Below are 22,179 nucleotides of genomic sequence, written 5' to 3' on the forward strand. Positions count from 1 at the left end.
CATTCAGTGCTGGCCGCCGCTACTTTTATGCAGCTGGATCTTCTTCGTTAAGGCTTGTGCATGTCTGAACCGCTGATTGAAAGTCCGAATCTCGATGTTACTTTAGTTAACGCTTTGCAGCTTGCTGAGCAGGCCTTACTCGAACCCATGCAGTTAATTGCCGTTGCTGATCGTCTCGGTCAGGCGCTGCGGCATAACGATGTGGTGCGCCTGTATCAAACCTGGTTGGCGCGCTGCAGTTCCAGTGCCGACTACATAGTGCAGTTCAATCTTGGCGTGACCTTGTCGCAGCTTGAGCAGTTGCCCGCCGCCGAAAGCGCCTATCGCGCAGCCATTATGCGCAAGCCCGATTTTGCCCAGGCTTGGTTTAATCTAGGTGCGGTGATTGAGCGCCAGGGCCGCCCGGATAATGCGCTGATCATCTGGCAGTCGATGCTTGATCACCCGCTGGTGGGGCCAGCGCAAAGTCACGAGCTGTACATCATGGTGCTCAATAGCATGGGCCGCCTGATGGAAGAGGTTCGTCAGCTCAATACGGCCGAGGCCAAGCTGCTGGCCAGCCTGCAAACCGATCCGCAACAACCCAAAGTGATTCAGCACTGGGTGCATCTGCGCCAGAAGCAGTGCGAGTGGCCGGTGTATACGCCGCTGGAAGGCCTGCCTTATGGCGATATGCTGAAGGCCACTTCACCCCTGGCCATGCTTTCGGCCACCGATGATCCAGGCCTGCAACTGGCCACGGCGCTGCGCTTTGTCAGTGAGCGGGTCAATCAGCGGGTTCCCGAACTCGCGCCTAAGCAGGGCTATCAGCACCAGCGGTTGCGCATCGGCTTTCTCTCTTCTGATTTCTGCTTGCATGCGGTTTCGCTGCTGATGGTCGAGCTGTTTGAGTTGCTCGATAAGCAGCGCTTTGAAGTCTATGGTTTCTGCTGGAGTCGTGAGGATAACTCGGCGTTGCGAGCCCGAGTCAAGACGGCCATGGACCACTTTATCCAGATTGGCAAACTCGATGACACCGCCGCAGCGCAAGCTATTCGCGAACAAGAGATCGATATTCTGGTCGATCTACAGGGTTTAACCTCGGGAGCTCGACCCAATATTTTGGCCTTTCGTCCGGCACCCTTGCAGATCACCTATCTGGGTTTTCCTGGGCCAACCGGCTTGCCCTGTGTCGACTATGTGATCGCCGACCGCTACCTGATCCCGGATGCCGAAAAACCCTTTTACAGCGAAAAACCGCTGTATTTGCCGGTGTTTCAATGCAGTGATCGGCAGCGCCCAGTGGCGGCATTACCGAGCCGCGCCGAGTGCGGCTTGCCAGCAGATTGCTTCGTATTCTGCTGCTTCAACAATAACTACAAATTCAACGAAGAGATGTTCAGCAGTTGGATGCGGATTTTGGCCCAGGTGCCCGGCAGCGTGTTTTGGTTGCTGGCCGATAATCAGTGGTCGCAAGCAAACTTACTCGAGTGGGCCGCCCGTCATGGTGTGGCCGCCGAGCGGCTAATCTTCGCCCCGCGGGTTTCCCCAGAACTGTACTTGGCCCGCTATACAGTTGCGGACCTATTCCTTGATGCCTATCCCTTTAATGGCGGCACCACGGTTAACGATGCCCTGTGGATGGGCCTGCCGGTACTCACGCGTTCGGGGCGTACCTTTGCTTCGCGAATGGCCGGTAGTTTATTAACGGCGCTGGAGTTGCCGGAGTTGATTACTGTTACGCAGGAGCAATACGAACAACGTGCAATTGAACTGGCCATTGATCCGGTGCAGTTGCCGGAGTTGCGCGCGCGCTTGCTGCGCGAGCGTGAGCAATCGTTGCTGTTTGATATGCCGCGCTTTGTCCGTAGCTTCGAGTCCGGTGTGTTAGCCGCATTCGAAAACAAAGTACAAGTCTGAATAATTGCTCAATGGATGGTTTTTACTCATTTGCTCGTCGAGGGAAATAATGCCTGCTTGCCTGCCCGATAATCTGTTTTACGCCTGCCTTACCCATGTGCCATTGCAGGTTGAATATCCAGCGTATGTGACACCGATTTATATGGGTGAGGCGCAAGGCGAGGGCAAGTTAAATTTGCGGGATTTGGCGCCGGAGTGGGAGCAGTACCATCCGGTTCTTGGCGCGACTGCCGGGGCCTTCGCAATGAAGAATTACTTACTGACGCTGCCACAAGAGATTAAACATGTGGGTATTTGTCAGTACCGGAAATTTCTTTCCACTGACAGAATCGGCGTGCCGGCAAGCAACTATACGGTTATGGATGTGATCTCGGCGCCGCAGATACTGCAGTTCGATATCGCTCAATTAATGCTGCCGCAAAAATCGGATTACCTGATCGGCCGACCGGGTGGGTTCACTGTCAATGGTGAAAATTTCGGTTATCTTTACCAGTATAAAGATGTCCATCATGTCGAAGATTTTTTGCGTTTTACCGCCGTGGCGGTTGAGTTAGGCGTATTGGGTAAACGCGAAGTTTGTCCGTTGTTCGATGAGAAAATATTCTTCCCCGGTGGCATCGAACTAGGAGTGTTACCCGCTGATTTTTGGATCAGGCATATCACGGCCATCGAGTCTGTGATCCGGGCGTGCGTAGAGATGCATCCCGTGCGTCGTCCCGATGGACAGGCGCGGGTATGGGCGTTTTGTGCTGAACGTCTGGGCAGTTACTTTCTGCTTAGGCAACTGCGTGCGCAGGCGGCTGCAGGTATGGATTGGTTGAGCCCGCATACGGGTCAGTTGAATCTGTTGGTTGAGCCCGGCGAGCAGGGCTATATCCCGGGCGTTTAGAACAGGCTTTGTACTTTCTCGAGCACACCCCTATGCATTTGCCCTGTCTGTACATGCAAACTCACATAGCTCTGCAGCATAAATAGCTTGCTGTTGAGCAGGTCGCGTTTCGCCGCGTACAAGACTTGTTGGGCATTGAGGATGTCGACGGTGGAGCGTACCCCCGCTTGATAGCCTTTTTCGGCCGAGTCTAGCGCCCGCTGGTTAGACTTGACTGCCGTCTGCAGGGCTTTGCATTTATCGTAGCCACTGACCACGCCGAGGTAATCGCGCTCGATGTCTTCGCTGATCTGTTGCGCGCCGCTGTCGTATTGCGCCATGGCGCCGGACAGGGCGTATTGGGATTTGTTGATCGAGGCGGTGACGCCGCCACCCGAATAGATTGGCAGCTCCATCGACAGGCCGACGTAATAGCTCGATTGGTGCTGTACGTTTGGGTCTTGGCTGTCTTGTGCGAGGGTGGATATCTCGCTTACGAATGACAGTGTTGGGTAGTTACCGGCTTTTTGTAGTTTGAGTTCTGCTTCGGCGACCTCAATCGACGCTCTGCGTTCGCCTAGTTTTGGTGCTGCTTGCAGCGCTTTTTGTTGCCAGTAAAGAAGATTCTCCGGGGCCTGCAGCATCGCCGCTGTGGGTAGGTTGTCTTGTAGTGACGATATTTGCTCGACTACGAGGCCCGCTCGGCCAGAAAGCTTGTGCAAGGCTGCGCGCATTTTGGCTTGAAATTCAATTTCTTGCGCCTTGACTAAGTCCAGGCGTGCCAGCGCCTCTTCAGTGTCGGTGATGGTGCCGTCGCCGGCTTCAAGCAGGCGTCTGGTTTGCTTAACTAAGCCTTCAATCGCAGCCTTTTGTTGGGTGGCGAGCTTGAGCTCATTGTCTTGCCGTGCCACATCAAAATAGGCCTCTGCAACGCGGGCGAAAAGCTCTTGCGAGGCGTCGTCGTACAGTGCCGAGCCCGCTTTTTCACGGGCTTTTGACTGCTCATAAAAGGCCATTTTGGCTTTATCAAATAGCGCTTGACGGGCGGTAAGAGCCACTGAGCCATTCGCAGCACTGGCATCTCCAGTGTTGTTAAACGTGCTTCTGACTTGCTCTCTAAGCTGTTTGGTTTCGCCGACGCGCGAGCTCGCACTTATTTGCGGTAAAAGGCCGGCAATGCCTATGCCCGCTTCTTGTTGTGACGAGCGGTAATCAAAGGTCGCAGCTTGGTAGGCCGGATCGTTGAGCAGCGAGCTGTCGTAGGCATTGAGCAGTGACACGGGCGCCACCTGCGCCTGCGCGCTCAGTGCGCTCAACGCCACTATCAATAGGGCTATGGCACGCATGCTTACTCTTCCTTCAGGGCGCTGCGAAACCGTGCCGTCATAGGTTTAAGCAGGTAGTTGATAAACGTGCGCTCACCGGTCTGCACCAATACGGATGCTTGCATCCCTGGCTTAACATCAAGGCCGTTTTCCAGCAGGGTGGCCACTGCGTCGGCGCCAACTTCGACCTCAACGGAAAAATACGGTAGCCGGGATTGCTCATCAAGCAGTTGGTCACCAGAAACGTTGATCACTTTGCCCGTGACCATGGGTAGCGTGGCACTGGTTACTGACGCGAACCGCAAATTTACCGGTAGACCAGGTAGTAGTCGGTCGGCAACCAGGGGTTCAAATTTTGCCTTGATAATCCAAGCGGAACCCTTGGGCACGATATCCATCAAGCGCTGAGCGGCAGGTATTACCCCCCCTTCTGTGTGCACTATTAGATTGATCACTTGACCCGCTACGGGGGCGCGAATTGCGGCGTTGCGTACTTCAAACTCCAGAGCTTTAATCCGCTCGGTCAGGCTTGAGGCTTCGCTAGAAATAGCGGTTAGCTGGGACTCGGCTTCGATACGAAAAGCTTGACGCACTTGCAGCGCTTGCAGTTTGCTCTCGTTGATGGCCTGACGGGTTTTGCCTATGTCGGCAATGCCAGCCGTTAGCTGGGCGCTAATCTGCGCCGAGTTACGTTCGGCTTCGAACAGTCGGTTACGCGGCACATAGCCTTCAGCGGCTAGCGCGCGCAATCCGTCGAGTTCTTGGCGTTGAAAGCTAAGCTGGGTTTCAAGGTGGGTTTTGATCTGTTTGTAGGAGGTCAATTGCTCCTCAAGTGACTCGGTCGCGCTGTGCATGATTTGTAAGCGGCTATCGAGCTCGGCTCGACGGGTTTCAAACATATTGCTCTGTAACTGCATGTCTATGCGCGCGCGCGGGTCGGAGCTTCTGGTGAGGAGATCGTCCGGCCAGTGAATGCTGTCGTGAATCTGACTTTCGGCGATCAGCCGCGCTTCGACACTGCGAGCACTGAGCCATTGACCGAGTGCTACGTCTAATTGTGACTGTGCTTGGACGGTATTGAGTTGCAGTAATAACTGATCTTTTTGTACATGATCGCCTTCGCGCACCAAAATTGCCTCAACACTGCCTCCCGATAGTGATTGCACTGTTTTACGCTCGCCAGCCACGACCACTGTACCGTTACCCTCTACACCTTGGGCTAATAGTGCAAAATTAGCCCAGAGTAAAAAGCCGCCAAGACCTATGGCAATAATCCACAGCCCTAGTTTTGCACTGCCTGCTGCGTCACGTACAGATGCGCTACGCGCTAGTTCGGTAGCGTTTTGTTGTTCTGTGGACATCGTTGCTTTAACTCTTTGGGCTATTGGCTTGAGCGGTTACTGCGTTGGTCTGCGCGGCCGGCATCAGGGCTTTAAGCACTTGGTCGCGCGGTCCAAAGAGTTTTTGCGTGCCGTCTTGCAGTACTAGTAGTTTGTCGACTACGGCGAGAACGCTCGGTCGATGAGTGATCAGTATTACCGTAGTGCCGTTGCTGCGCATCTCGCCAATGGCCGTAACCAGCGCGGCTTCGCCGGCATCATCCAGGTTTGAGTTTGGCTCATCCAGCACCACCAGGGCGGGCATGCCATAGAGCGCACGGGCCAGGCCAATGCGTTGCCGCTGCCCGCCAGAAAGTCCAATACCTCCCGGGCCGAGTTGGGTGTCATAGCCATTGGCAAAGCGCAAAATCATCTGGTGAATGCCTGCCTGAGTGGCGGCGGTGATAACTTGCTCGGAGTTCACCTCGCCAAAGCGGGCGATGTTTTCCGCCACGCTGCCGGCGAATAGCTCAATGTCTTGCGGCAGATAACCAATGTGTGGGCCTATAGCCTCGCGTGCCCACTGACTTGCTTCTGCGCCATCCAGACGCACCGAACCATGCGCGGCCGGCCATACGCCAACTATGGCACGGGCCAGCGATGATTTGCCGGATGCGCTAGGGCCGATCACGGCCAATACTTCGCCCTTGCTTAGCGCTAGATCGACACCGTTCAGCACGGGTTGCTTGCTGCCGGGTGGGGTGACTATCAGTCGTTCAATGCGGATGGCGCCTGTTGGCGCGGGTAGGGCCATGCGTTCGGCCTGCTTGGGGAACTCATCGAGCAGTGTGCATAGGCGTTGATAACTGGCTTTGGCGTTGTCCAGTTGTTTCCAGGAGCTGATGGCTTGCTCCGCCGGTTGCATGGCTTTGCTGATCAGAAAGCCCACCGCCATCATCACCCCGCCGGTAATTTGATCGTCAAGGATCAGCAGCATCGCCAGTCCCATCGCCAATGACTGCCACGCTGTGCGCACTAATCGGGTAATGGCTGAGATTGCAGAGCTTTTATCGCTGGCGGTGGATTGCGCGGTTATTAACCGTTTTTGTTGTGTAGACCAGCGTTGCTGCATATTGCCGAGCATGCCCATGGCCTGAATAACTTCGGAGTTTTGCAGGGTGCTGTTGACGTATTTAGCCGACATCATCGAGATTTGGTTGGCCTCGGACAGGCCTTTACGGGTGGCGTGCTCGTTCCAGATCGCCAGGCTGAACATGATGACCGCGCCCAGCAGTGTAAACATGCCCAAGTACGGGTGTAACAGCCAAGTGGCGATCAAGAAGATTGGCATCCAGGGCAGGTCAAGGATGGCAATCAGCGCAGAGCCGGTGACGAACTGGCGTAAAGCGGTTAGATCACTCAGCACCTGCGCGGGGTTGGCGTTTTGCTCCTTGAGGCTTTTTTGAAAGGCGACACCAAACAGTCTTCCGCCCAGATCAAGATCGATGCCCGCACTCATCTTGATCATCACCTGGCCACGCACCCATTCGATCAAGGAACTCAGCATAAATAGGCCGAGAACCAGGATGGTCAGCACTAATAAAGTGGTTTCATTGCGGCTACTCATAACCCGATCAAAAACCTGCATTGCGTAAATCGCGGGGACGATGGTTAGCAGGTTGATTACTCCGCTAAAGAGTGTGATCACCCAGAAAAGATTGCGATAGCGGAGTAGTGCTGCGTCAATGTCGCGGGCGGGATCAAGGCGTAAACGCATAGGTAGTTGAGCGTCTCAAAAAGGCAGCGCTGCTGCGCTAAATTCTAATTACTGGGTGGCTGGCGCCTTGGCTGAGTGTAAGTCATTCGGCATACCGGAACAGCCCGGTGGCGCCTATCGTGGCCCATTTTTCTGATTTTTTTTTGCATTAACCTCGGCCAGTGCGTGACTGCCTGGTTTACCCAGTGATTGGCGCGGCGGCTGAGCTGTTTGTGGCTGAGTGTTAACCCGATTCAGCCAGGCGAGAAACACGCTGGTCGGCGTGTTGGCCTGCAGTTCGAGGGCCGGCAAGTTGGCTTGATCTTCCAGCAGCAGGCCCTGGCCGGGGCTGAGTGCTTGTTGCTGGCCGTCGGCGAGCTGGCAGTTGAGTGGGCCGCCGCTGTGGCAGTAGATAAACAGTGCATCTGCAGTGTTGTTCAGGCGCTGACGGCCGAGCAGGTGTAACTGCTGCAGGCTGTGGGTCCAGTCGGCGCGACGGGTCATGATATTGAGGTCGGTGATCGGGCCGGCGAGCAATTCGGCGCTGATCGCCTGCTCGCCGGTAAACACCGCGACCGGCGCCTGGACCGTCACCAGTAGCGGCGCAGTCTGGGCCCCCTGCAGGCGCAGCCCGGCGCCGGCCAGCAGTGCCAGGCTGCGGTCGATACCGGCAAAGCGCGAGAACTCTCCACTGTCGGCTACCTGGGCGCTGCTGATGCGCCACTGGAAGTTACTCAGGTCGGCATCGGCCGGTGCTATGGCCAGCTCAATGGTCAGGCCGGCGCCGTTCTTCCAGGGCATCTGGCGCGCCGTGGCACGGTCAATCAGGCGGATAGCCATGCATCACTCCGGTAGTCGTGGTTTTTACTCTTTATCTGTATATACAAATACGCTTGCGGCCAATCTAGGCTCTGGCCGTCGGCCTGAAGGCGCGTAATTACTGGTTTAACGCCACAAAATTGACCTAAAAGGCAATTTTTGTGGGTTCCTGGCGCGGGCCTAGATTCCTTGTAAGTGCGCTTCAAGTCGATTTTTAGCCTTGACGAGTCGATTTTGCCAGCCTAATGTATATACAAGATAGCTTGAGGAGTCGCCCTTGTCCAAGTCCAATCCACCACGCCAGCTGTGGCGCGCTGTATGTGTCTTCGATGGCCTGAACACCTTGCCAGAACCCATGGCGGTGCTGGTCGAGGGCGGCGTGGTGGCCGGCCTGTGGCCGGAATCCACATTCGACCCGTGGCAGGCTCTGGGCGCGGTCGAGGTTGGGCGTGGCGGGGTGATGACACCGGGGCTAGTCGATTGTCACAGCCATTTGGTGTATGCCGGTAATCGCGCCGGCGAGTTCGAGCAACGGTTGGAGGGCGCCAGCTACGCCGACATCGCCCGTGCCGGCGGCGGCATTCTCAGTACGGTGCGCGCCACCCGCGCGGCCAGTGAGGATGAGTTGCTAGCCCAGGCCTTGCCACGGCTGCAGGCCTTGCTGGCCGATGGCGTGACCACAGTGGAGATCAAATCCGGCTATGGCCTGACCCTGGCCGATGAGCTGAAGATGCTGCGGGTCGCCCGCCGCCTCGGGGAACTGTTGCCGGTGCGGGTGTTGACCACGCTGCTCGGTGCCCACGCCCTGCCGCCGGAGTTCGCTGCCGACAGCGACGGTTATATCGAGCTGGTCTGCGAGCAGATGATTCCGGCGGCGGCCGCCGAAGGGCTGGTCGATGCGGTGGATGTGTTCTGTGAATCCATCGCCTTCAGCCCGGCGCAAACCGCGCGGGTATTCCAGGCCGCCCAGCGCCATGGCTTACGCGTCAAGGTGCATGCCGAGCAATTGTCCAATCAGAGCGCCAGTGCCCTGGCCGCCAGTTATGGCGCGCTGTCGGCCGATCATCTGGAGTTTCTTGATGAGGCTGGCGTGCAAGCCATGGCCGAGGCCGGCACGGTTGCCACGCTGCTGCCCGGTGCCTTTCATTGCTTGCGCGAGACCCAGTTGCCGCCGATTGAACTGTTGCGCCGCTATGGCGTGCCGATGGCGCTGGCCAGCGATGCTAACCCCGGCACCTCGCCGATTTGTTTCCCGACCCTGCTGCTTAACCTGGCCTGCACCCTGTTCCGCCTGACGCCCCGCGAGGCGCTGGCCGGCATGACCGCCCATGGCGCACAGGCGCTGGGCTTGCCCGAGCTAGGGCGGATCGCCGTCGGCGCACCGGCCGATCTGTGTCTATGGGACATCCAACAACCGGCCGAACTGGCCTACGCGGTGCAGCCCGGTCGCTTACGTCAGCGTATCTATCAAGGCCGCATCAGCTACCACAAAGAGGACGCGCCCCATGGCTGCTGACCGTTATTCCATGGACTGCTGGCAGGGGCGAGTCGACCCCGAGCCGGACAGCTTGCGCTGGCACCAATCCATTCAACCTTTGGGGTTGGACAGCCCGCCAGGCGTGGCTCTGCTGGGTTTTGCCAGCGATGAAGGGGTGCGCCGCAACCACGGCCGGGTCGGTGCCGCAGCGGCGCCGCTGGCACTGCGCAAGGCCTTGGCCAATCTGGCCTGGCATCGTCAAGGGCCGGCGTTCGATGCCGGTGATGTGGTCTGTGTCGATGGCGATCTGGAGGCGGCGCAAGCGCGGCTGGGGCAAAACGTTTGCGCCTTGCTGGATGCCGGCCACCTGCCGATCGTCCTCGGTGGCGGTCATGAGGTGGCGTTTGGTAGCTGGCTGGGCCTGGCCGAACACCTGACTAACGGCGCCGTGCCGCGTATCGGCATCGTCAATTTCGATGCGCATTTTGACCTGCGCGATCCGGCCCAGGTGCATTCCTCCGGCACGCCCTTCGCGCAGATCGCCGAACAGTGCGCCGCCCGTGGTTGGCCGTTTCGCTATGCCTGCCTGGGAGTCAGCCGGGCCAGCAATACCCGCGCCCTGTTCCAGCGGGCGGCCGCGCTAGGGGTGCTGGTACGCGAAGACCACGAGATTCGCGAGGGCAGCTTGGTGGCCATCGGCGCCGATTTGCAGCGCTTTATCGAAGATTGCGATGTGCTGCACCTGAGTATCGACATCGACGTACTGCCCGCCTGCGAAGCCCCCGGCGTGAGTGCTCCGGCCGCCCGTGGAGTGCCGCTGGCGCTGCTCGAACCGCTGCTGGCGCAGTTGCGCGACAGCGGCAAGTTGCGCCTGGCTGAACTGGCCGAATTGAACCCCAGCCACGATCTGGACAGCCGCACCGCGCGGCTGGCGGCGCGGCTGGTGCACCTGCTGACCTTAAGTGGCTGAGCCAATCAGTGCTAGCAGCCTGTCGGACTTGACCGTTCGTAGCGAGGGAAAGACCGGGCTGAGGCAGTTTTTGCGCTCTTTTGAGGCGAATAGTCACTCTCTTTAACGAAAAAGAGCGTGAAAAATGACCAGCTCCGGCTTTTCCGCAGTAGGACAGTGTTAAGTCCGACAGGCTGCTAGGCAATCCCCAACAATAATCACTTGAAGATGAACTGCCATGACCCGATTCCGTGACATCGAAATCCGCGCCCCGCGCGGCACCAAACTGACCGCCAAGAACTGGCTGACCGAAGCGCCGCTGCGCATGCTGATGAATAACCTCGACCCGGAAGTGGCCGAGAACCCCAAGGAGCTGGTGGTGTATGGCGGCATCGGCCGCGCCGCGCGCAACTGGGAATGCTATGACAAGATCGTCGAAAGCCTGATCAATCTGAATGACGACGAGACCCTGTTGGTGCAATCCGGCAAACCGGTCGGCGTGTTCAAAACCCACAGCAATGCGCCACGGGTGCTGATCGCCAACTCCAATTTGGTGCCGCACTGGGCGACCTGGGAGCATTTCAACGAGCTGGATGCCAAGGGCCTGGCCATGTACGGCCAGATGACCGCCGGCAGCTGGATTTATATCGGCAGCCAGGGCATCGTCCAGGGCACTTACGAAACCTTCGTCGAAGCCGGCCGCCAGCATTACGCCGGTAGCCTCAAGGGCCGTTGGGTACTCACCGCAGGCCTGGGCGGCATGGGCGGCGCCCAGCCTTTGGCCGCCACCCTGGCCGGTGCCTGCTCGCTGAACATCGAATGCCAACAGTCGCGCATCGATTTCCGCCTGCAGACCCGCTATGTCGATGAGCAGGCATCGGGCCTCGACGATGCCCTGGCGAGGCTGAGCAAATACTGCGCCGAAGGCCAGGCCATCTCCATTGCCCTGTGTGGCAATGCGGCGGAAATTCTGCCGGAGCTGGTGCGTCGTGGCGTGCGCCCGGACATGGTCACCGACCAGACCAGCGCCCACGACCCGCTCAACGGTTACCTGCCGGCCGGCTGGACCTGGGACGAATACCGCGCCCGCGCCAAGACCGAGCCGGCGGCCGTGGTCAAAGCCGCCAAGCAATCGATGGCCGTGCACGTACAGGCCATGCTGGATTTTCAGCAGATGGGCGTGCCGACTTTCGACTACGGCAACAACATCCGCCAGATGGCGCTGGAGGAGGGCGTCGCCAAGGCGTTCGACTTCCCCGGTTTCGTCCCGGCCTATATCCGTCCGCTGTTTTGCCGGGGCATTGGCCCATTCCGCTGGGTCGCCTTGTCGGGTGATCCGCAAGATATCTACAAGACCGACGCCAAGGTCAAAGAGCTGATCGACGACCCTCATCTGCACCACTGGCTGGACATGGCCCGCGAGCGCATCAGCTTCCAGGGCTTGCCGGCACGCATCTGCTGGGTCGGTTTGGGCCTGCGCGCCAAGCTCGGCCTGGCCTTCAACGAGATGGTCCGCAGCGGCGAGTTGTCGGCGCCGATCGTCATCGGCCGCGACCATTTGGACAGCGGCTCGGTGGCCAGCCCCAACCGCGAAACCGAAGCCATGCAAGACGGCTCCGATGCGGTCTCCGATTGGCCGCTGCTCAACGCCTTGCTGAACACCGCCAGCGGCGCCACCTGGGTCTCGTTGCATCACGGCGGCGGGGTCGGCATGGGTTTCTCCCAGCATGCGGGGATGGTCATAGTCGCCGACGGCACTGATGAAGCCGCGGCGCGTATCGCCCGGGTGCTGCACAACGACCCGGCCACCGGGGTGATGCGTCACGCCGATGCCGGCTACCCCATCGCCATCGAGTGCGCCAAGGAGCAGGGCCTTAACCTGCCGATGCTGAAGTAAAGATTTTCCGCTGCACCCAACAACAATAAAAAAGCATCATGCCCCCAGAGGAGCACACAGCAATGAGTAAACCGAGTGAGAGTTCACCGCGTCAGTCGTTGATCGAGCAGCGCTCGATTGACTTTATCCCCGAGGCCGAGCGCCATGGCAGCCTCTACAGCCAGTTCACCCTGTGGCTGGGCGCCAACCTGCAGATCACCGCGATAGTCACCGGGGCCCTGGCGGTGGTGCTGGGCGGCGATGTGTTCTGGTCGCTGATTGGTTTGCTGATCGGCCAGCTGTTCGGTGGCGTGGTGGTGGCCCTGCATGCCGCCCAAGGGCCCAAGCTCGGCTTGCCGCAGATGATCTCCAGCCGCGTGCAGTTCGGGGTCTACGGCGCGGCCATTCCGATTGTGCTGGTGTGCCTGATGTACCTGGGTTTTAGCGCCACCGGCGCGGTGCTGTCGGGGCAGGCCATCGCCCAGCTGATCGATGTCAGCGACAACACTGGCATCTTGATTTTCGCCGCCTGCATCACGCTGCTGACGGCCTTCGGTTATAAGGTGATCCACCTGGTTGGCCGGATTGCCAGCGTCATCGGCATCATCGCCTTCGCTTATCTGTTTAGCCGCTTGCTGATGCTCAACGACATTGGTTTGTTGCTGGAAAATCGCCACTTCAGCTGGAGCACCTTCCTGCTGGCGGTGTCGCTCTCCGCCTCTTGGCAGATCGCCTTCGGCCCTTACGTGGCGGACTATTCGCGCTACCTGCCGAGCAAGACTTCCAGCTGGAAAACCTTCACTGCCGTCGGCCTGGGCACCGTGCTCGGCGCTCAGGCCTCGATGGTGCTGGGGGTGTTCGCGGGGGCCTTGGCTGGCGACAATTTCCGTGGTCATGAGGTGGCGACTATCGTCGGCCTGGGCAGTACCGGGGTGATAGCGGCGCTGCTGTATTTGAGCGTGGTGCTGGGCAAGGTGACGGTCTCGACCCTGAATGCCTATGGCAGTTTCATGTGCGTGGCCACCGTGATCAGCGGTTTTCGCGGGCGCCTGCAGATCTCGGCGCTGCAGCGCATGCTGTTTGTGCTGGCCATTGTTGCTGCCTCCACCACCTTGGCGTTGCTCGGCCAGCACTCGTTTCTCAGTGCCTTCAAGTTCTTCATCCTGTTTCTGCTGACCTTCTTCACGCCCTGGAGTGCGATCAACTTGGTTGATTATTACTTCATCAACAAAGGGCATTATGACGTGCCGGCGTTGTCCGACCCGGATGGCCGCTACGGGCGCTGGAACCTGATGGGTATCAGCGTGTATGTCACCGGGGTGCTGATTCAATTGCCCTTCGTCGATACCCATTTCTACTCCGGACCCATGGTCGCGGCGCTGGGCGGTATCGATATTTCCTGGATAGTCGGCCTGCTGGTGCCGGGCCTGCATTACTACTTACTGGCCCGCAGCACGGCCCAGGTACGGGCCCAAGAGCAGGCCGCTTAGACTGGCAGTATGCTGCTAAATCTTGCCTGCGCAGCCTGCCAGGCAAGGCCGCGAACCAAGGAGCCGAATTATGAGCATCCTCACACTGCGACCCGGACAACTGACGCTGGCGCAATTGCGCCGCGTCTATCAGCAACCGCAGCAACTGCGCCTGGATGAGAGCGCCGATGCGGCTATCGACGCCAGCGTCGCCTGTGTGCAACGCATCCTCGACGAGGGCCGCACGGCCTACGGGATCAACACCGGCTTCGGCCTGTTGGCCCAGACCCGCATCGCCAGTGCCGACTTGCAGCAACTGCAACGCTCCTTGGTGTTGTCCCATGCGGCGGGCATCGGCGCGCCGCTGGACGATAATCTGGTGCGGTTGATCATGCTGCTCAAGGTCAACAGTCTGGCGCGCGGCTTTTCCGGCGTACGTCGGCTGCTGATCGAGGCGCTGATTGCCCTGATCAATGCCGAGGTCTATCCCCATATTCCGCTCAAGGGCTCGGTGGGCGCCTCCGGTGATCTGGCGCCGCTGGCCCATCTGTCGCTGGTGTTGCTCGGCGAAAGCCAGGCGCGCCATCGCGGCGAATGGCTGCCGGCCCGCGAAGCCCTGGCAATCGCCGGCTTGCAGCCGCTGACGCTGGTGGCCAAGGAAGGCCTGGCGCTGCTCAACGGCACCCAGGTGTCTACGGCCTATGCCTTGCGCGGTTTGTTTGAGGCCGAAGATCTGTTCGCCGCCGCCACAGTATGCGGCAGCCTGACCGTCGAGGCCGCGCTCGGTTCGCGGGTGCCCTTCGATGCACGCATCCATGCCGCCCGTGGTCAGCCGGGGCAAATCGATGCTGCTGCGGCGTATCGGCATCTGCTTGGCGTCAGCAGCGAGATCGGCCGCTCCCACGCCGCCTGCGACAAGGTTCAGGACCCTTATTCGCTGCGCTGCCAGCCGCAGGTGATGGGCGCCTGCCTGACCCAGCTGCGCCAGGCCGCCGAGGTGTTGGCGCTGGAAGCCAATGCGGTGTCGGACAACCCGCTGGTCTTCGCCGCCGACAATCAGGTGATTTCCGGAGGCAACTTTCACGCCGAACCGGTGGCCATGGCGGCGGATAACCTGGCGCTGGCCATCGCCGAAATCGGTGCGCTGAGCGAACGGCGCACCTCGCTGATGATGGATCAGCATATGTCGCAGTTGCCGCCGTTTTTGGTGGCCAATGGCGGGGTCAACTCCGGCTTTATGATCGCCCAGGTGACGGCGGCGGCGCTGGCCAGCGAAAACAAGGCGTTGGCCCACCCGCACAGCGTCGACAGCCTGCCGACCTCGGCCAATCAGGAAGACCATGTGTCCATGGCCCCGGCCGCCGGCAAGCGTCTGTGGGAGATGGCGGCTAACGTCCGTGGGGTGCTCGCCATCGAATGGCTGGGGGCCTGTCAGGGCCTGGATTTTCGCGCCGGGCGCAAAAGCTCGCCGTTGCTGGAGCAGGCCCGTGGGTTGCTGCGCGCGCAGGTGCCGTTTTATCTCGAGGATAGATTTTTCGCCCCGGATATCGCCGCCGCCGAGGCGCTGTTGGCGACGCGGGTGCTCAATACGCTAGCGCCCAATAGCTTGCTGCCGTCGTTTGACTGAACGGCGGCTGGGGGATTTCTGCTGCGTCAGTCTGCCCGTGGTGAGCGCTGGGCGGTATCATCCAGGGCAGCGTCATCACTCAGGGAGCCCATGTGGCCAGCACCGTACCCCGCTACCAGGCAATCAAGGACTATCTGCTCGAACGCATGCAAAATGGCGTCTATCCGGTGCATCAGCAGATACCGCCGGAGGAGCAGTTGGCGCGCGATTTTGGCGTCAGTCGTATGACCGCCAACAAGGCCATTCGTGATCTGGTGCAGGAAGGGTATCTGATTCGTCAGGCCGGCTTGGGCACCTTCGTAACCGACCGCAAGGCCGAGTCGTCCCTGCATGAGGTGTTGAATATCGCCAGCGAAGTGCGCGCCCGCGGCCATGCCTATAGCAACCAGGTGCTGCGCTGCGAGGCTATCGCCGCCGATGATGAAGTGGCGCTACAGCTCGGCGTGCGCCTGGGCAGTCAGGTGTTTCATACCCTGCTGGTGCACCGAGAGAACAACATTCCGATCCAGCTGGAGCAGCGCTTCGTCAATCCGCGCTGGGTGCCCGAGTATCTGCAAACCGATTTTTCCCTGCACACGCCTAACGAGGTGCTGGTCGCCAACTGCCCGATCTCCGATGTCGAGCACGTGGTCGAGGCGGTGCTGGTCGACGAGCAAAGCGCGCGCTGGCTGGAGATAGACCCGGCCGCGGCCTGCCTGAGCATGATCCGCCGCACCTGGTCGGATGAGCATCTGATCAGCTACGCCCGCCTGACCCATCCGGGTGACAGGTACAAGCTGCGCTCAAGCCTGAATCGGCGCGGCCGTTAGCAGGCCTTTTTGTTGTCGCTTGGAGTCTGCCGGATCAGCCCTTAATCAATAACTCGACCTGGCTTGGGTCATCGATAAAGCGATTACGGGTGCCTTGCAGGCTGAAGATTTTTTCGTTGCGGGCCTTCTCGTCGGCGTCTGGCGGGTCCATCTGGTGCCACTGTTTGAACATTTGCAGCTGGCCGACAATCGGCAGACCGTACTCGATGTGCATGTAAAAAATCGCCCGGGCGACATTGCCCTTGGCCTCGTCACGCGGCTCGATGAGCTGGTAGCTGGCCTTGAGGTTGCAGCCGCTGTTGTCGAGTTCACTGGGCACCTCGGCGCCTAGGTTGCCGAACTGGGCGCCGCGCCGAGCCAGCTCGATACGGGTCAACTCCGGGTAGAGGTTATGCAGATCGGAAAGCATATAGGGGTATTGCGGATTGCTCTGCAGACACTGTTGGTCGGAGGTGCAGCGCAGCGCACTCTTGATGTGTTTGCTGCTGTAAACCGGGCTGGCCATCAGCGAGTTGTGGCTGGCGGTAAAAGGCTGGCCGCAATACAGCGAGGTACCGCCTGCCGGATAAAGTTCGCCCCAGAACAGTTGCCCGGCGCTGGCCTTGGGGCTCTCCAACTGGTTTTGGCCGCCCGCCTGGGCGGGAATTGCGGTGATGTAAACGGCCAGGCAGCTAAGGGCAATAACAACTGCACGCATGGTTCTAACCCCGTGGTCGTGTGGTCGCGACCGATTGTTTTGTAGGACAAATCGAGTCTAACAAGACGCAGGTCACAAAATAAACCAGAGCGGACGTTGGGTTGGCGATTTTGTAGGCTTTAGCTTACACGAGCTGCTGTTGATCGGCGCTTACCGCATGGGGCCCGCTTGGCTATTCTGTTGTTCAGGACGCAAGGATGCTGCGCAGGACGCGCAAGTAAGTCACAGGGATATGTAGGAGTTCCGCCAGGATGGCGGCTAGATCACGGATGTCAGGATGTAAAACAAAACCCCGCCTCGCAGACTGTGTGAAAACCTGGCGGTCTGAGCTGGAGATGTAGAAAATGCCCATATCGTGAGATATGGGCATTTTTGGTTATGCATTACATCCAAGGCGAGGCGCGCAATCAGGACAGTTTGTTTCCGGTATCACTGGACGACTTGGTTCCCGACGATCATTTGGTGCGCGTGATAGAGGCCTACGTGGCTCGTTTGGACTTACGCGAAATGGGTTTCAGCAAGACCCAGCCCAAGCAGACGGGGCGCCCCTCCTATGACCCAGCAGATCTGCTCAAGCTGTATCTATACGGCTACTTTCAACGCATTCGCTCGTCTCGACGCTTGGAGGCGGAATGTCAGCGTAACGTCGAGGTGATGTGGCTACTCGGTCGCTTGGCGCCGGACTTCAAGACCATTGCTGATTTTCGCAAAGACAACGGCACTGCGTTCAGCGCGACCTGCCGGGCATTTGTACAGTTCTGTCGCAAAGTCGGTCTGATTACCGGGCAGCTCGTTGCCATCGACGGCAGTAAATTTCAGGCCGTGGCGGCGGCACGCAAGCACCTAAGTCTTAAGCAACTCAAACGCCAGCAGGAGAAACTGGAAAAGCACATCGCCACCTACCTGGCGCAGTTGGACGAGGCCGATCAGACCGAGTCCGCCGAGGTGATTGATCGCACAGCCATCAAAGCCACCTTGCTGCGACTGCAAGGCAAACATGCCGACAACATCACCTGCCAAGAGTTGATGGAGGCGCAGCAACTCGAGCAGTTTGTGATTGGCGAGGCGGATGCTCGCATGATGCGCACCCACCTCGGTCCGCGGGTGGCTTACAACATTCAGAGCGCGGTAGATGCCGAGCACTGCCTGATCCTGAACCACGAAGTCACCCAGGACGGCGCCGACAATAAGCAGCTGGCGCCGATGTCCAAGGCAGCCAAAGCCCTGCTGGAACAAGATGAACTGTGTGTCACCGCCGATGCCGGCTATTCCAATGGCGAGCAGTTTCAAGCCTGCGAAGACGCGGGCATCACGGCCTATGTGCCGCCCAATCGGGCGATCAACAACCAGGGCGACGGCCAGCAATTTGATCGCAGTGCTTTTATCTACGCCCCTGAAACCGACAGCTATCGCTGCCCGAATGGGCAAATCCTGGAGTTGAAAAATCTCAATAAGGGTCAGCGGGTCTATGCGTCCAGCGCCGACCAGTGCGCGCTGTGTCCGCTAAAGGCGCAATGCACCAAGGCCAAGCGCCGCTACCTCACCCGGCATGCGCACGAGGACGCCTTCGAACGCATGGAGCATCGACTGAAGGCGCACCCGGAGATGATGATCCGGCGGCGCTCCATCGTTGAGCACCCGTTTGGCAACCTCAAGCAATGGCTGTTCGGCAACGGCCGCTTCCTCCTGCGCCAATTGAGTGGGGCGCGTGCGGAAATGGCCCTAGCGGTACAGGCCTACAACCTCAAACGAGCGATTAACGTGCTGGGCGCCCGCCAAATGATCGCCTTGATGGACGGATAATCCGTTTTTCAAAAAACCAACGCTTACATCCTCCAAAAACAAACGCCCCGAACCAGTCGGGGCGTTTGTTTTTGGATCGCAGAAATGCGTTTTCACACACTCTGTGAGGGTGGCTTTTTTGTGACCGCTTACATAATGACCATAGGCTCAGAACCCGGCCCCAAAGGTTGACCGTAACTGAACTCAACATAGTTACCAGCCGGATCGCGCAATCCGCAGTAATAACCCACTGGATAAGGCTCGTCACGCGGCGGCCAGATCAGGCAGCCAGCAGCCTGGGCGCGAACGGCGAGGGCATCGACAGCCGCGCGGCTGCCCAAGGCAAAGCCAAAATGGCTGTAATCATTACTGGCCAATTGCCGAGACTGTCCACCCGGCATCAGCACGAAAATAAACTCATGCTCCTTGCCGGCTTCAGCCATCCAGACTATTCGCGAACCTTTACCTGCACGCTGATGAATCACCTGCATAGCGCAGTAGTCCTGGTAAAACTCAATACAGGCGTCAAGGTCGGGCACATGCAAAGCTATATGGGTCAGGGTAGGGCGCATCACTAAAACTCCAATCAGCACCTGTTCAGTTTAGGTATGCAGATTGCTGTTTGCGTTATTCTGGGCGGCATACTTGAGGATAACTAATGACTTACGATTTTGATCTGTTCGTGATTGGGGCCGGTTCCGGCGGCGTGCGCGCGGCGCGGTTTGCCGCCGGCTTTGGCGCCAAGGTGGCCGTGGCCGAGAGCCGCTATCTGGGCGGTACCTGCGTTAATGTTGGCTGTGTGCCCAAAAAGCTACTGGTTTACAGCGCTCATTTTGCCGATGAATTCGCCCAGGCCAAGGGTTTTGGCTGGGCGATGGAGGAGGCAAGCTTCGACTGGCCAACCTTAATAGCCAATAAAAATCGCGAAATTTTGCGCCTGAATGGCATCTACCGAAACTTATTGATCAGTAGCGGCGTGACCTTGCTAGAGCACCACGCGCGCGTGCTTGACGCCCATCACGTGGAGGTTAATGGTCAGCGCTACAGCGCCAAAACCATCCTGCTGGCTACTGGCGGCTGGCCGCAGAAGCCCGACATTCCGGGGATCGAACACGCTATCACCTCCAATGAAGCATTCTTCTTGGCGCAGTTGCCCAAGCGAGTGTTAGTGGTCGGCGGTGGTTATATCGCGGTTGAGTTTGCTTCGATCTTCCACGGCATGGGTGCTCAAACTTCGTTGCTGTATCGCGGTGAGTTGTTCTTGCGCGGTTTCGACGGGGCAGTGCGTCAACATCTAAAGGAAGAACTGGAAAAGAGCGGTATCGATCTGCAGTTCAACACCGACATCAGCAAAATTGATCGGCAAGCCGATGGCAGTCTGCTGGCAACCTTGCAAGATGGTCGGCAACTGGTCACTGATGCGGTGTTTTATGCCACTGGCCGGCGACCGATGCTCGACAACTTAGGCTTGGAAAACACCGCTGTCGAGCTAGATGAGCGCGGCTATGTCCAGGTGAATGAGCATTACCAAAGCACTGAACCGTCGATTCTGGCCATCGGCGACATGATCGGCCGCGTGCAATTAACCCCTGTGGCGTTGGCCGAAGGCATGGCCGTGGCGCGACGCTTGTTTAAACCGGAGCAGTATCGTCCGGTCGATTACCAGTTGATTCCCACGGCGGTATTTAGCCTGCCCAATATCGGCACCGTCGGTTTAAGCGAAGAGCAGGCAAAGGCCGCCGGCCATAACATCAAAATCTTCGAAAGCCGTTTCCGGCCGATGCAATTGAGTTTTAGCGACAGCCAGCAAAAGACTCTGATGAAGTTAGTGGTCGATGCGGATAATGATCGCATGCTCGGTTGCCACATGGTCGGCCCGGACGCGGGTGAGATTATTCAAGGTATCGCCGTGGCGCTGAAGGCGGGCGCAACTAAACAAGACTTCGACGACACCATGGGCATCCACCCAACGGCCGCCGAAGAGTTTGTCACCATGCGCGCGCCGGTGGAGCGCTAACAGCAGCAACTAGATGCACTCGTTCGTGCTGCAGAGCCGCAACAGATTGTGGCTCTGCAGCACGTTAAGCTGACTCTGCGTGTCGCAGCTTTTCAATAAAACGCTCAACTTCTCGCACTCGTGCAACAGCCATAAAGCCCTGCGCGCGCGTTTGCCGGTCGCCATCAGAGTCGCGATAGTGCTCCGTGCGCAGGACCAAGTCGCCAGAACCATCGGGATGTTCAGTACGAACAACTTCGGCAATATCCTTGGCATGATAGGACTTAACCGTGAATGAGTTGGCGCCCTCAATAGTCATTGCGCGCAGGTTACTGATGGCATAAATCATCGTGCGAGCCCTGCGGCGCAGCCAAAATGGCGTGCTTAGCCCCGCAAGGCCGATCAGCAAAAAGGGCAGACCGCCCAATGGAAAAAAATCCCAGCCGCTATTAAATGCGGGCCATTGGTAGTCTGCTGCCGAGGCAATCCAAAATGCCGCAAATGCCGTCCAAGGCACGAAGAAATACCAAGCCTTAAAACCGCTGTTCATATACCTGGCAGGTACAGGTTGGCCGCTCCAGACGAACCGTTCGCCGGGTTTGAGTTCGCCGTTAAGTCGCTGCTGCAGGGGCAGGGGCAGGGTAGCTAAGTCGTTCACTTAAGCACTCTATAAGCAGGTAAGAAGCGCAGAACCTTGGTTTCTAATAACAGCACCAACGCGGGGTCCATAAACGTGTAGTTGTCGGCAATGTTCAAGCAGATAACGCGAGCACTGGTCAGCTGTGCTCGATACTTGGCACGTAGCTTCACTGTGTGTTTAGGCTCCATCACAAAAATCAAATTTGCCCACGCCACTAATTCAGCTGTTAACGGATTTTGTGCGTCGTGACTTAGCCCTGCAGAGGTGCACTCTATAGTCGGATAATCGGCAAAAATTTGCTCGGCCGTCGGGCTACGCCATTGGTTCTTGCTGCAGACAAATAAAACCTTCAGCGTCATGGCACTTAGTGGCCCGCGTGTGGGTCGGGTTCGGCGGTCTCAATCAGCACTTCGACCTCAACCTTGCCGGCTTTTTCAAACAGCAACGTAAGCGGGAAGCGCTCGCCAGCGACTAATGGCTTTTGCAGGCCAAACAACATTAGGTGCGTGCCGCCGGGTGCCAGTTTAGTGTCGCCCCCCGCGGGAATTCCCACCGAGTCGAGCTTCTGCATTTTCATCACTTCACCAAGTTGCAGCATGGTGTGGATCTCGGTCTTAGTCGCACGCGGTGTTTGTGCGCCGAGCAGACGATCCACAGTTTTGCCTTGGTTATGCACGTCAAGGTAAGCCGCACCAGTTACGGCATTCGGTGGCAAGGCTCGCGACCAAGGATGCGCGATCTGTAACTCGCCAGCGCTGTAGTCGTGAGCAAAGCTGCTGCTGCATGCAAACGCCAAAAGCGAATAACCGAATAACCGAATAAGCATGTTTACTCCAGTGGCAACGCGGGTGATGGGGGAACCTTAGCATGG

The 22,179-nt window shown here is 58.5% G+C and carries 19 protein-coding genes; 10 read left to right on the plus strand and 9 right to left on the minus strand.

All coding sequences use genetic code 11. The annotated features are described in order from the left end of the window. Positions 1-60 precede the first annotated feature (60 nt). Positions 61-1,899: a tetratricopeptide repeat protein gene (locus Q8R10_RS15525; protein ID WP_305654754.1), complete on the plus strand. Its 1,839-nt coding sequence runs from the start codon at positions 61-63 to the stop codon at positions 1,897-1,899. A gap of 49 nt (positions 1,900-1,948) precedes the next feature. Continuing rightward, positions 1,949-2,788 (plus strand): hypothetical protein, encoded by an 840-nt coding sequence (locus Q8R10_RS15530; protein ID WP_305654755.1) that lies wholly within the window; start codon positions 1,949-1,951, stop codon positions 2,786-2,788. On the opposite strand, the gene Q8R10_RS15535 is transcribed toward Q8R10_RS15530, so the two are convergent. The 4 genes from Q8R10_RS15535 to Q8R10_RS15550 all read right to left on the minus strand — a co-directional run bounded on the left by Q8R10_RS15535 (position 2,785) and on the right by Q8R10_RS15550 (position 8,007). Further along, a complete protein-coding gene (locus tag Q8R10_RS15535) occupies positions 2,785-4,113 on the minus strand; it encodes a TolC family outer membrane protein (protein WP_305654756.1) in 1,329 nt (442 codons plus the stop codon). The two genes, Q8R10_RS15530 and Q8R10_RS15535, sit on opposite strands and share 4 nt — an antisense overlap. A 2-nt stretch (positions 4,114-4,115) precedes the next feature. Next, a complete protein-coding gene (locus Q8R10_RS15540) occupies positions 4,116-5,453 on the minus strand; it encodes an HlyD family type I secretion periplasmic adaptor subunit (protein WP_305654757.1) in 1,338 nt (445 codons plus the stop codon). 7 nt (positions 5,454-5,460) lie between these two features. Then, positions 5,461-7,188, minus strand: a complete 1,728-nt coding sequence (locus Q8R10_RS15545) for a type I secretion system permease/ATPase (protein WP_305654758.1) — start codon at positions 7,186-7,188, stop codon at positions 5,461-5,463. Positions 7,189-7,302: 114 nt separating this feature from the next. Continuing rightward, positions 7,303-8,007, minus strand: a complete 705-nt coding sequence (locus tag Q8R10_RS15550; RefSeq protein WP_305654759.1) for a HutD family protein — start codon at positions 8,005-8,007, stop codon at positions 7,303-7,305. Positions 8,008-8,341: 334 nt separating this feature from the next. Here Q8R10_RS15550 and hutI point away from each other — a divergent pair, with 334 nt between their 5' ends. From hutI to hutC, 6 genes are all read left to right on the plus strand, one after another. After that, positions 8,342-9,502 (plus strand): imidazolonepropionase, encoded by a 1,161-nt coding sequence (hutI, locus tag Q8R10_RS15555; protein WP_371133365.1) that lies wholly within the window; start codon positions 8,342-8,344, stop codon positions 9,500-9,502. Beyond that, entirely contained in the window at positions 9,492-10,433 is a 942-nt protein-coding gene (gene hutG / locus Q8R10_RS15560; RefSeq protein ID WP_305654761.1) for a formimidoylglutamase, read from the plus strand. Before hutI ends, hutG begins: the two co-directional genes overlap by 11 nt. Positions 10,434-10,650: 217 nt before the next feature. Further along, complete coding sequence (gene hutU / locus Q8R10_RS15565; protein ID WP_305654762.1) at positions 10,651-12,309, plus strand: urocanate hydratase; 1,659 nt, start codon at positions 10,651-10,653, stop codon at positions 12,307-12,309. Positions 12,310-12,371: 62 nt separating this feature from the next. Then, a complete protein-coding gene (locus Q8R10_RS15570; protein ID WP_305654763.1) occupies positions 12,372-13,778 on the plus strand; it encodes a cytosine permease in 1,407 nt (468 codons plus the stop codon). A 70-nt stretch (positions 13,779-13,848) separates the two neighbouring features. Continuing rightward, complete coding sequence (gene hutH, locus Q8R10_RS15575; protein WP_305654764.1) at positions 13,849-15,384, plus strand: histidine ammonia-lyase; 1,536 nt, start codon at positions 13,849-13,851, stop codon at positions 15,382-15,384. Between the two features lie 92 nt (positions 15,385-15,476). Next, complete coding sequence (gene hutC, locus Q8R10_RS15580) at positions 15,477-16,193, plus strand: histidine utilization repressor (protein WP_305654765.1); 717 nt, start codon at positions 15,477-15,479, stop codon at positions 16,191-16,193. A gap of 34 nt (positions 16,194-16,227) precedes the next feature. Here hutC and Q8R10_RS15585 read toward each other — a convergent pair whose 3' ends face one another. Next, entirely contained in the window at positions 16,228-16,890 is a 663-nt protein-coding gene (locus tag Q8R10_RS15585; protein ID WP_305654766.1) for an endonuclease, read from the minus strand. A gap of 378 nt (positions 16,891-17,268) precedes the next feature. On the opposite strand from Q8R10_RS15585, the gene Q8R10_RS15590 reads away from it, so the two are divergent. Then, positions 17,269-18,693, plus strand: a complete 1,425-nt coding sequence (locus Q8R10_RS15590) for an IS1182 family transposase (RefSeq protein ID WP_305654767.1) — start codon at positions 17,269-17,271, stop codon at positions 18,691-18,693. A gap of 128 nt (positions 18,694-18,821) precedes the next feature. On the opposite strand, the gene Q8R10_RS15595 is transcribed toward Q8R10_RS15590, so the two are convergent. Beyond that, positions 18,822-19,244, minus strand: a complete 423-nt coding sequence (locus tag Q8R10_RS15595) for a VOC family protein (protein ID WP_305654768.1) — start codon at positions 19,242-19,244, stop codon at positions 18,822-18,824. Between the two features lie 86 nt (positions 19,245-19,330). On the opposite strand from Q8R10_RS15595, the gene gorA reads away from it, so the two are divergent. Then, the gene (gene gorA / locus Q8R10_RS15600; RefSeq protein WP_305654769.1) at positions 19,331-20,689 is read left to right on the plus strand and encodes a glutathione-disulfide reductase; all 1,359 of its coding nucleotides are present in this window, start codon (positions 19,331-19,333) and stop codon (positions 20,687-20,689) included. Between the two features lie 64 nt (positions 20,690-20,753). Here gorA and Q8R10_RS15605 read toward each other — a convergent pair whose 3' ends face one another. Genes Q8R10_RS15605 through Q8R10_RS15615 form a run of 3 tightly spaced genes read right to left on the minus strand, consistent with a single transcriptional unit; the run spans position 20,754 to position 22,134 of the window. Continuing rightward, positions 20,754-21,326 (minus strand): hypothetical protein, encoded by a 573-nt coding sequence (locus Q8R10_RS15605; RefSeq protein ID WP_305654770.1) that lies wholly within the window; start codon positions 21,324-21,326, stop codon positions 20,754-20,756. Then, positions 21,323-21,667: a low molecular weight protein tyrosine phosphatase family protein gene (locus tag Q8R10_RS15610; protein ID WP_305654771.1), complete on the minus strand. Its 345-nt coding sequence runs from the start codon at positions 21,665-21,667 to the stop codon at positions 21,323-21,325. Before Q8R10_RS15610 ends, Q8R10_RS15605 begins: the two co-directional genes overlap by 4 nt. A 5-nt stretch (positions 21,668-21,672) precedes the next feature. Beyond that, positions 21,673-22,134, minus strand: coding sequence for a copper chaperone PCu(A)C (locus Q8R10_RS15615; RefSeq protein ID WP_305654772.1), 462 nt, complete (start codon positions 22,132-22,134; stop codon positions 21,673-21,675). Positions 22,135-22,179 lie beyond the last annotated feature (45 nt).

The organism is Pseudomonas sp. (assembly GCF_030698175.1).
Classification (GTDB): domain Bacteria; phylum Pseudomonadota; class Gammaproteobacteria; order Pseudomonadales; family Pseudomonadaceae; genus Aquipseudomonas.

Bases quoted from the DNA above. Each gene is read 5' to 3' on its own strand.
- Q8R10_RS15525 (WP_305654754.1), top strand. From the start codon at position 61: ATGTCTGAACCGCTGATTGAAAGTCCGAATCTCGATGTTACTTTAGTT.
- Q8R10_RS15530 (WP_305654755.1), top strand. From the start codon at position 1,949: ATGCCTGCTTGCCTGCCCGATAATCTGTTTTACGCCTGCCTTACCCAT.
- Q8R10_RS15535 (WP_305654756.1), bottom strand. From the start codon at position 4,113: ATGCGTGCCATAGCCCTATTGATAGTGGCGTTGAGCGCACTGAGCGCG.
- Q8R10_RS15540 (WP_305654757.1), bottom strand. From the start codon at position 5,453: ATGTCCACAGAACAACAAAACGCTACCGAACTAGCGCGTAGCGCATCT.
- Q8R10_RS15545 (WP_305654758.1), bottom strand. From the start codon at position 7,188: ATGCGTTTACGCCTTGATCCCGCCCGCGACATTGACGCAGCACTACTC.
- Q8R10_RS15550 (WP_305654759.1), bottom strand. From the start codon at position 8,007: ATGGCTATCCGCCTGATTGACCGTGCCACGGCGCGCCAGATGCCCTGG.
- hutI (WP_371133365.1), top strand. From the start codon at position 8,342: ATGGCGGTGCTGGTCGAGGGCGGCGTGGTGGCCGGCCTGTGGCCGGAA.
- hutG (WP_305654761.1), top strand. From the start codon at position 9,492: ATGGCTGCTGACCGTTATTCCATGGACTGCTGGCAGGGGCGAGTCGAC.
- hutU (WP_305654762.1), top strand. From the start codon at position 10,651: ATGACCCGATTCCGTGACATCGAAATCCGCGCCCCGCGCGGCACCAAA.
- Q8R10_RS15570 (WP_305654763.1), top strand. From the start codon at position 12,372: ATGAGTAAACCGAGTGAGAGTTCACCGCGTCAGTCGTTGATCGAGCAG.
- hutH (WP_305654764.1), top strand. From the start codon at position 13,849: ATGAGCATCCTCACACTGCGACCCGGACAACTGACGCTGGCGCAATTG.
- Q8R10_RS15585 (WP_305654766.1), bottom strand. From the start codon at position 16,890: ATGCGTGCAGTTGTTATTGCCCTTAGCTGCCTGGCCGTTTACATCACC.
- Q8R10_RS15590 (WP_305654767.1), top strand. From the start codon at position 17,269: ATGCATTACATCCAAGGCGAGGCGCGCAATCAGGACAGTTTGTTTCCG.
- Q8R10_RS15595 (WP_305654768.1), bottom strand. From the start codon at position 19,244: ATGCGCCCTACCCTGACCCATATAGCTTTGCATGTGCCCGACCTTGAC.
- gorA (WP_305654769.1), top strand. From the start codon at position 19,331: ATGACTTACGATTTTGATCTGTTCGTGATTGGGGCCGGTTCCGGCGGC.
- Q8R10_RS15610 (WP_305654771.1), bottom strand. From the start codon at position 21,667: ATGACGCTGAAGGTTTTATTTGTCTGCAGCAAGAACCAATGGCGTAGC.
- Q8R10_RS15615 (WP_305654772.1), bottom strand. From the start codon at position 22,134: ATGCTTATTCGGTTATTCGGTTATTCGCTTTTGGCGTTTGCATGCAGC.